Annotated in this window: 9 protein-coding genes; all 9 read left to right on the top strand. The window is 43.7% G+C overall.

Features of this window, described 5'->3' with window-relative positions; genetic code table 11:
- Positions 1–227: S1 RNA-binding domain-containing protein (locus tag MSA64_RS11445; RefSeq protein WP_287891678.1), on the top strand; the 227-nt coding region annotated here is incomplete at its 5' end.
- A 258-nt stretch (positions 228–485) separates the two neighbouring features.
- Positions 486–1,268, top strand: coding sequence for a response regulator (locus tag MSA64_RS11440; protein WP_154431981.1), 783 nt, complete (start codon positions 486–488; stop codon positions 1,266–1,268).
- Complete coding sequence (locus MSA64_RS11435; RefSeq protein ID WP_287891672.1) at positions 1,202–2,131, top strand: putative bifunctional diguanylate cyclase/phosphodiesterase; 930 nt, start codon at positions 1,202–1,204, stop codon at positions 2,129–2,131. The genes MSA64_RS11440 and MSA64_RS11435 overlap by 67 nt, the downstream gene beginning before the upstream one ends.
- Positions 2,132–2,488: 357 nt before the next feature.
- Positions 2,489–3,364, top strand: coding sequence for a phosphoribosylaminoimidazolesuccinocarboxamide synthase (locus MSA64_RS11430; RefSeq protein ID WP_287891671.1), 876 nt, complete (start codon positions 2,489–2,491; stop codon positions 3,362–3,364).
- Positions 3,365–3,526: 162 nt separating this feature from the next.
- Positions 3,527–4,072, top strand: a complete 546-nt coding sequence (locus MSA64_RS11425) for a nitroreductase family protein (protein ID WP_287891670.1) — start codon at positions 3,527–3,529, stop codon at positions 4,070–4,072.
- A 133-nt stretch (positions 4,073–4,205) separates the two neighbouring features.
- Complete coding sequence (locus MSA64_RS11420) at positions 4,206–4,424, top strand: cation transporter (RefSeq protein WP_022172226.1); 219 nt, start codon at positions 4,206–4,208, stop codon at positions 4,422–4,424.
- Between the two features lie 111 nt (positions 4,425–4,535).
- Complete coding sequence (locus tag MSA64_RS11415) at positions 4,536–6,410, top strand: heavy metal translocating P-type ATPase (RefSeq protein WP_287891669.1); 1,875 nt, start codon at positions 4,536–4,538, stop codon at positions 6,408–6,410.
- Between the two features lie 294 nt (positions 6,411–6,704).
- Complete coding sequence (locus MSA64_RS11410) at positions 6,705–7,487, top strand: ZIP family metal transporter (RefSeq protein WP_022172224.1); 783 nt, start codon at positions 6,705–6,707, stop codon at positions 7,485–7,487.
- A 227-nt stretch (positions 7,488–7,714) separates the two neighbouring features.
- The coding region (locus MSA64_RS11405; protein WP_287891667.1) for an ATP-binding cassette domain-containing protein at positions 7,715–7,984 on the top strand (270 nt) is incomplete at its 3' end.

The raw sequence follows: 7,984 nt of genomic DNA, 5'->3' as shown, positions 1-7,984 counted from the left end.
AGCTTTTCACCGGTAAAGAAGGACGCATCCTAGAATTCGGCGCATATATCGAATTTGCACCAGGACAAGAGGGTATGGTTCATATCTCCAAGATCGCAAAAGAGCGTATCAACCGGGTAGAGGATGTTCTGACACTGGGCGATGAAGTCAAAGTGATCTGTATGGGCAAGGATAAGATGGGAAGAATGAGCTTCAGCATCAAAGACGTACCGGCAGATGAGAAATAAAATAAACAGAAAATGAGAGGTTGGAGAACTGTTCCGCAGTTCTCCGGCTTTTTTTGTTTTACGGGAAATTGCTTTCCTGTAAAGTGAAAAATGCCTCGCGAGGATGCGCCAGTGAACAGTAACGACAGCAACATCCTGTGGGCAGAAATAAAGAGAAATAATAAACACTGCATCGAAAATAGAGTATAATATAATCGGTATACTAACGAAAGAAGCAGAAGGGAAGTGGCTGTTAACATTTGTATGGAGAACACATAAATGAAACAGACGAGAAAAAGACGTATTCTGATCATGGACGATTCCGAGATGAATCGTGAGATTCTGACCGGAATATTGGAAGATGAATATGATATTGTGGAAGCGGAAGATGGGAAAAAAGCCATAGCAATCATGGAGGAAGGACTTTATAGTTTCTCTATCGTACTTCTGGATATTACCATGCCGGAACTGGATGGATTCGGCGTGCTGCAGGTGATGCAGCAGCGTAACTGGCTGAAAGAACTTCCGGTTATTATTATATCTGCAGAGACATCCAATGAATATATTGGGCACGCTTATGAAATGGGGGTCAGTGATTATTTCAGCAGACCTTTTGATGCAAGGATTGTTAACACCAGAGTGCGGAACACGATCGCACTTTTTGAACGAGATTATATTGATCAGGTAACGGGGGGAGATAACAGAAAGGAGTTTATCCGCCGGGTGTCAAGATCATTAAAAGAGATGCCTGCAAAAACAGATTATGTGCTTCTGTTTTTTAATATTAAAAATTTTAAGGCAGTCAATGAACTTCTCGGCGTAGGTGGTGGAGATAAATTACTGTGCTGGTTTTACCAGAGGATCATATATTCAAGATTTGCTCCCATTGATACTTCGAGGATTGAATCGGATCATTTTGCGTGTCTGATCGAAGCAAGGAATTTGGATTATGACTATCTGACAGAATTTTGTAATTTCAATTACGGAAAAGAAAGATGCATATTTACAGTACCTGTGGTATTTATTATATCCAGGAAAATGATGTGTCGGTCACCGGTATGATAGACAGAGCAAAACTTGCAAAGGGATATATCACAGATGAGTATCTGAAACCCTATGCTATTTTTAAAAGCGATATGAAAGATACCTATGTGGATGAGATGGAAATCTGTTCGGAATTCGAAGAGGGGATTGAAAAACAGGAATTTCAGGTGTTTTATCAGCCGGTCGTGGATGCGAAAACCGGAAAAATCGTATCGGCGGAGGCCCTGGTGCGCTGGTTTCATGAGCAGAAAGGATTTATTTCTCCCGGACAGTTTATTCCGGCACTGGAAAAGGGAGGCTATATCTCCGAACTGGATCGCTATATGATTGAGAAAGTGACAGGCTGTCTGGATCAGCGAAGAGCAGAAAAGAAACGGTTTGTACCTGTATCCGTCAATCTTTCCTGGATGGACTTCTACGATGAAAATATGCTGGAATGGATCGTGCGGGGACTGAAAAAAAACAATCAGAATGAACAGAAGATCCGCTTTGAAATTACTGAGACTTCTCTGGCAGCAATAGGCGAGAATCACACCCGTATGCTGATGCATCTGAAAGAAAACGGTGCAGAGATCCTGCTGGATGACTTCGGAAACGGATATTCGTCTTTTGGAATGTTGCAGGATTATGATTTTGATATCCTGAAGATGGATATCAGTTTTGTACGAAATATCGGAGTTAATAAAAAGTCAGAGAGTATCCTGCGGGCAATTATCGATATGGCACATCAGCTGGGGATTCGACTGGTAGCGGAAGGTGCAGAGACCGAAGAACAGGCAGCATTCCTGCGGGCGAACGGATGTGATTATATTCAGGGATATTATTACTATAAACCGATGCCGGAAGCAGAGTTTTTGCAGCTTCTGGAAGAAGGTAAATAAGAGATAGAAGAGCCGTATGCGTAAGCGTATGGCTCACTTAAGTTATGATGCAATATTTTTATGATATAATGAGCGTTAGCGAGCGGGAACAAACGAAGTTTGTTCATCGGGAGCGGCGAATGGCGATCATGATAGATGCGAAAGCAGCGTCAAGCACCGAAGGTGCGAATCATGATTTAGTAACAGTGCTTAATAAAGAATATCAAATTATAAGTACTACTTATTAGTTGGCTGCGTTTAAAACTATAAGTGAAAACCGGCCAAAGTCTTGACAATAACCCTCAGATAGTGGTAGCCTTTTCCTGTACTGAAAATACATCAGACATTGTCTAAGAAAAAAAGGATGAGGTGTGTAAAATGCAGGAAATGAAACCTATTAAAGAAGGAAAAGTACGTGAGATTTATGATAACGGTGACAGCCTGATCATGGTAGCTACAGATCGTATCAGCTGTTTTGATGTGATTCTGAACAATGAAGTGACCAAAAAAGGAGCTGTCCTGACACAGATGTCCAAGTTCTGGTTTGACATGACAGAGGATATCATTCCTAATCACATGATTTCTGTAGATGTGAAAGATATGCCGGAATTCTTCCAGCAGGAAAAGTTCAACGGTAACAGTATGATGTGCCGGAAACTGGAGATGCTGCCAATCGAGTGCATCGTTCGCGGATATATCACAGGAAGTGGCTGGGAGAGCTATAAGAAAACCGGAAAAGTCTGTGGCATTGAACTTCCGGAAGGACTGAAAGAATCCGATAAACTGCCGGAGCCTATTTACACCCCGTCTACCAAAGCAGAGATCGGTGATCACGATGAGAATATTTCTTTTGAACAGAGCGTAACTCATCTGGAAAAATACTTCCCGGGAAGAGGACAGGAACGGGCTAAAAAACTTCGTGACAACACCATCGCGCTGTATAAAAAATGTGCAGAGTATGCATTGAGTAAAGGAATCATCATCGCAGATACCAAGTTCGAGTTTGGACTGGATGCAGAAGGAAACATGGTGATCGGTGATGAGATGCTTACACCGGACAGTTCCCGGTTTTGGCCGGCGGAAGGATATGAAGCAGGACATGGTCAGCCTTCTTTCGACAAACAGTTTGCCCGTGACTGGCTGAAAGCAAACCCGGATAACAACTGGACACTGCCACAGGAAATCGTGGACAAGACCATCAACAAATACCTGCAGGGTTACGAGATGCTGACCGGTAAAAAGCTTGGGGAATAATTCAGAGTATGAGATATGGTGTGTCATTGTGAAAACGATTGACAATCTGAATAAAATAATGTAAAAATAATAAAAAACATACGAAGAACCGGAGAATGTCTCTTTGCAAAGAGCTGTTCTCCGATTTTTCTGCTTTATTGTACAGAACAGGAGGAGCAGGAAATGGAATTAATAAAAGGCATTAAAGAGAGAAGAAGCACCAGAAAATTCACAGACCAGGCAGTAAGTGAGGAGGAGATTCGTGCGATTGTTGGCGCAGCAGCCTACGCACCAAGCTGGAAAAATACACAGACAGCCCACTACATCGCGATAATAAACCAGGCGAAAAAGCAGGAGATCGCCGATACCTGCGTGATGGGATTTGCCGGTAATCAGCGGATCATCGGTCAGGCTCCGGTGCTGATCGTGGAGACAACAGTCAATGAGCGGTCCGGATATGAAAGAGATGGTTCTTTTTCCACCTCCAAGGGCACACACTGGCAGTCCTACGATGCAGGGCTGGCGGGCGAAGCTTTCTGTCTGGCTGCCTGGGAAAAAGGTCTGGGAACTGTGATCATGGGAATCTTTGAAGAAGCAAAAGTAAAAGAAGCTCTGCAGATCCCGGAGACAGAATCGGTATCCGCACTGATCGCACTCGGCTATCCGGAAGAAGTGCCGGAGGCTCCGAAGAGAAAAGAAACAGAACTACTGTTGAAGATTGTAAAATAAAAAGAACAAGCATCCTATCGGAAAAACAGTTGACAAATAGAAAATCGATGCTATAATAAAATCAAACATATGAACAAATGCTCATATATAACATTAAAAACAAAAGTAGAAAAGAAAGGCAAAGGTAAATAATATGAAAAAAACCTATAAAATCGAAGTAGACTGCGCAAACTGTGCAAATAAGATGGAAGAAGCAGCAAAGAACACAGCAGGTGTAAAGAATGCAAATGTAAACTTTATGACACTGAAGATGAGTGTAGAATTTGAAGAAGGACAGGATCCGAAAGCTGTTATGCAGGATGTACTGAAAAACTGCAAGAAAGTAGAAGATGACTGCGAGATTTATCTGTAAGATATCATGACAGCGTAAAGAAACTGCCCGGGAAAGCGAAGTTGTTTCTTTACGCTGTATTTTTTACCCGGTGAACAGTAACCGCATTGAATGAATAAAGGAGGCTTTAGTATGAATAAGAAGCAGAAAAAGATGCTGATCCGTATTGTGATAGCTGCAGTACTGGTTGTTGCGTTTTCTCTGATTCCGATGAAAGGATATGTAAAATTCGTATTGTTTATGATCCCATATCTGGTCATTGGATACGATATCCTGAAAAAAGCGGGAAAAGGTATTTTAAACCGACAGATGTTTGATGAGAATTTTCTGATGGCGGTAGCAACAATCGGTGCGATTCTCCTTGGGGATTATAAAGAAGGCGTAGCAGTTATGCTGTTTTATCAGATCGGTGAATTGTTCCAGAGTTATGCGGTCGGAAAGAGCCGCAGAAATATCAGCGAGCTGATGGATATCCGCCCGGATTATGCAAATATTGAACAGGATGGAAAACTGGAGCAGGTGGATCCTGATGAAGTGGAGATCGGCTCTGTCATCGTGGTACAGCCGGGAGAAAAAGTGCCGATTGACGGTATCGTGGCAGAAGGAGCTTCCACACTGAATACAAGTGCACTGACCGGAGAGAGTGTACCGCAGGATGTGCACTGCGGGGATGAGATCATCAGCGGATGTATCAATATGACTGGTGTGTTAAAGATTCGGACTACAAAGGAATTCGGAGAATCTACGGTATCCAGGATTCTTGATCTGGTAGAAAATGCAAGTTCTCAGAAATCAAAATCAGAGAATTTTATTTCAAAATTTGCAAAATACTATACTCCGGCGGTATGCTACGGTGCGGTGGCACTGGCTGTGTTGCCTCCGCTGGTTCGTATACTTTTCATGGGACTGTCACCGGAGTGGGGCGACTGGATCTACCGTGCACTGACTTTCCTGGTTATCAGCTGTCCATGTGCGCTGGTCATCAGTATTCCGTTAAGTTTTTTTGCAGGCATCGGTGGTGCAAGTAAAGCAGGTGTTCTGGTTAAGGGGTCGAACTATCTGGAGACTTTGTCTCAGACAAAATATGTGGTATTTGATAAAACCGGTACGATGACACAGGGTGTGTTTGAAGTAAGCGGAGTACACCATAATGAGCTGGAAGATGCAAAACTTCTGGAATACGCAGCCCTTGCAGAGTGTTCTTCTTCTCATCCGATCAGCAAGAGTCTGCAGAAAGCCTATGGAAAAAATATTGACAGAAGTCGTGTCACAGAGATTGAAGAAATCAGTGGCAACGGTGTTACTGCGAAAGTAGACGGCATTGCTGTGGCAGCAGGAAATGAAAAACTGATGGAAAAACTGGGAATTGCATACAGATCCTGCAGTCATGTAGGAACAGTTGTGCATATGGCTGTGAACGGCAGATACGCAGGACATATTCTGATTTCCGATACGGTGAAACCCCACGCAAAACAGGCGATTAATGAGCTGAAAAAATGTGGTGTAAAAAAGACCATCATGCTGACAGGTGACCGGAAAAATGTGGCAGATTATGTGGCAAAGGATCTGGGAATTCAGGAGGTTTACAGCGAACTGCTTCCGGGAGATAAAGTAAGCAAAGTAGAAGAACTGTTGGACAGAAAGACAGAAAAAGAAAAACTGGCATTCGTCGGTGATGGAATCAACGATGCACCTGTACTTTCCAGAGCCGATATCGGAATTGCCATGGGTGCCATGGGATCCGATGCCGCGATTGAGGCGGCCGATATCGTACTGATGGATGATGATCCGTTAAAGATTGCCACAGCGATCCATATTGCAAGAAAATGTATGCATATTGTATATGAAAATATTTATTTCGCCATCGGTATCAAACTGATCTGTCTGCTGCTTGGTGCCCTGGGCATTGCCAATATGTGGATGGCGATCTTCGCAGATGTGGGCGTTATGGTCATCGCAGTGGTGAATGCGATTCGGGCACTGTTTGTGAAAAAATATGAGATGTAAAAAAGAATAGCCAGAGGAAAAACAAAACCCTCCGTAACATGGGAAAAGAACTTCCATGTTACGGGGATTGTTTTGCATATCAATCATTGGTCCGAAGGAACGGTTTTGCTTTACGAGGGCATGATATATCTGATATTGGAAAAAGGATGGCAAGAGAAGCAGAAGATACATAGAATAAACCAGCGGTGTCGGTTCTGTCCTCCATACATTGCGAAAGATTATCGTTAAAGCAGAAAAAAATTGAAAAAACAAATGAGTTAGTATAAACTAACTTAAAAGAGAGGAGAAGCTTATATGAATATAGAGGTAATTGGTGGAATTTTGATTCCTTTTGTAGGAACAACACTGGGAGCGGCGGGGGTATTTTTTATGAAAAAAGAGCTGAGCGATCTGGTACAGCGGGCACTGACCGGTTTTGCGGCAGGGGTGATGGTGGCGGCTTCGGTATGGAGTCTTCTGATTCCGGCGATGGATCAGTCCGAAGGGATGGGACGACTGGCATTCATCCCGGCTGTGGTGGGCTTTTGGATCGGAAATTTATTTTTACTGGCTCTGGATCATATCATTCCTCATCTGCACCGTAACAGTGAAAAGGCGGAAGGACCGAAGAGCAGGCTGGCGAGGACGACGATGCTGGTGTTGGCGGTAACCTTACACAACATCCCAGAGGGAATGGCGGTCGGTGTGGTTTATGCCGGTTATCTGACCGGTAACACGAAAATTACAGCCATGGGAGCACTGGCACTTTCCATCGGTATCGCAATCCAGAACTTTCCGGAAGGAGCGATTATTTCCATGCCGCTTCGGGCACAGGGGATGAAAAAGTCAAAAGCTTTTCTTGGAGGAACGCTGTCCGGTATCGTGGAGCCGATCGGTGCCGCGGTTACGATCCTGGCAGCAGGGCTGATCGTTCCGGCCCTGCCTTATCTGCTCAGCTTTGCGGCAGGGGCGATGATCTATGTGGTTGTGGAAGAACTGATCCCGGAGATGTCTGCGGGGGAACATTCGAATATCGGAACGCTGTTTTTCGGGGTGGGATTCTGCCTGATGATGATTCTGGATGTGGCACTCGGATAGAAAGACAGAAGGAATGGTATAAATGAGAAAAATTATCATTAGTAAAAACCAAAAGAAGAACAAATAGTGGTAAAATGGTTAGGAGAAACTAATTATAAACAGCCGCAGCTGCGTGAAAACAGTTGAAACGAATCACAAAAATGTGAATACGGCTGCGGTATTTTTCAGAAGGAGAGAGCTGCAGCCGAAAGCAATCAGAAAATGGGGAAGAAAACCGGAGGAAGTTTATGTTTCTTACATTACAACGAATCAAGAAGTCCTTTGGACAGGGCGAGAGTAAAGTAGAAGTATTAAAGGGAATCGATCTTGCGGTCGAACAGGGAGAGTTTTGTGTCCTCCTTGGACCGTCGGGATCCGGAAAATCAACATTGTTAAATATCATCGGTGGCATCGACAGGGCGGATGATGGAGAAATCGTGATCCACGGCGAGCGGATGGCAGATATGAAGGAAAAACGACTGACTATTTACCGGAGAAAGCATCTTGGCTATATTTTC

Origin of the sequence: Oliverpabstia sp. (genome assembly GCF_022785585.1) — a bacterium.
GTDB classification, from domain to species: domain Bacteria; phylum Bacillota; class Clostridia; order Lachnospirales; family Lachnospiraceae; genus Oliverpabstia; species Oliverpabstia intestinalis.
This window is presented reverse-complemented; position numbering and strand designations above follow the sequence as displayed.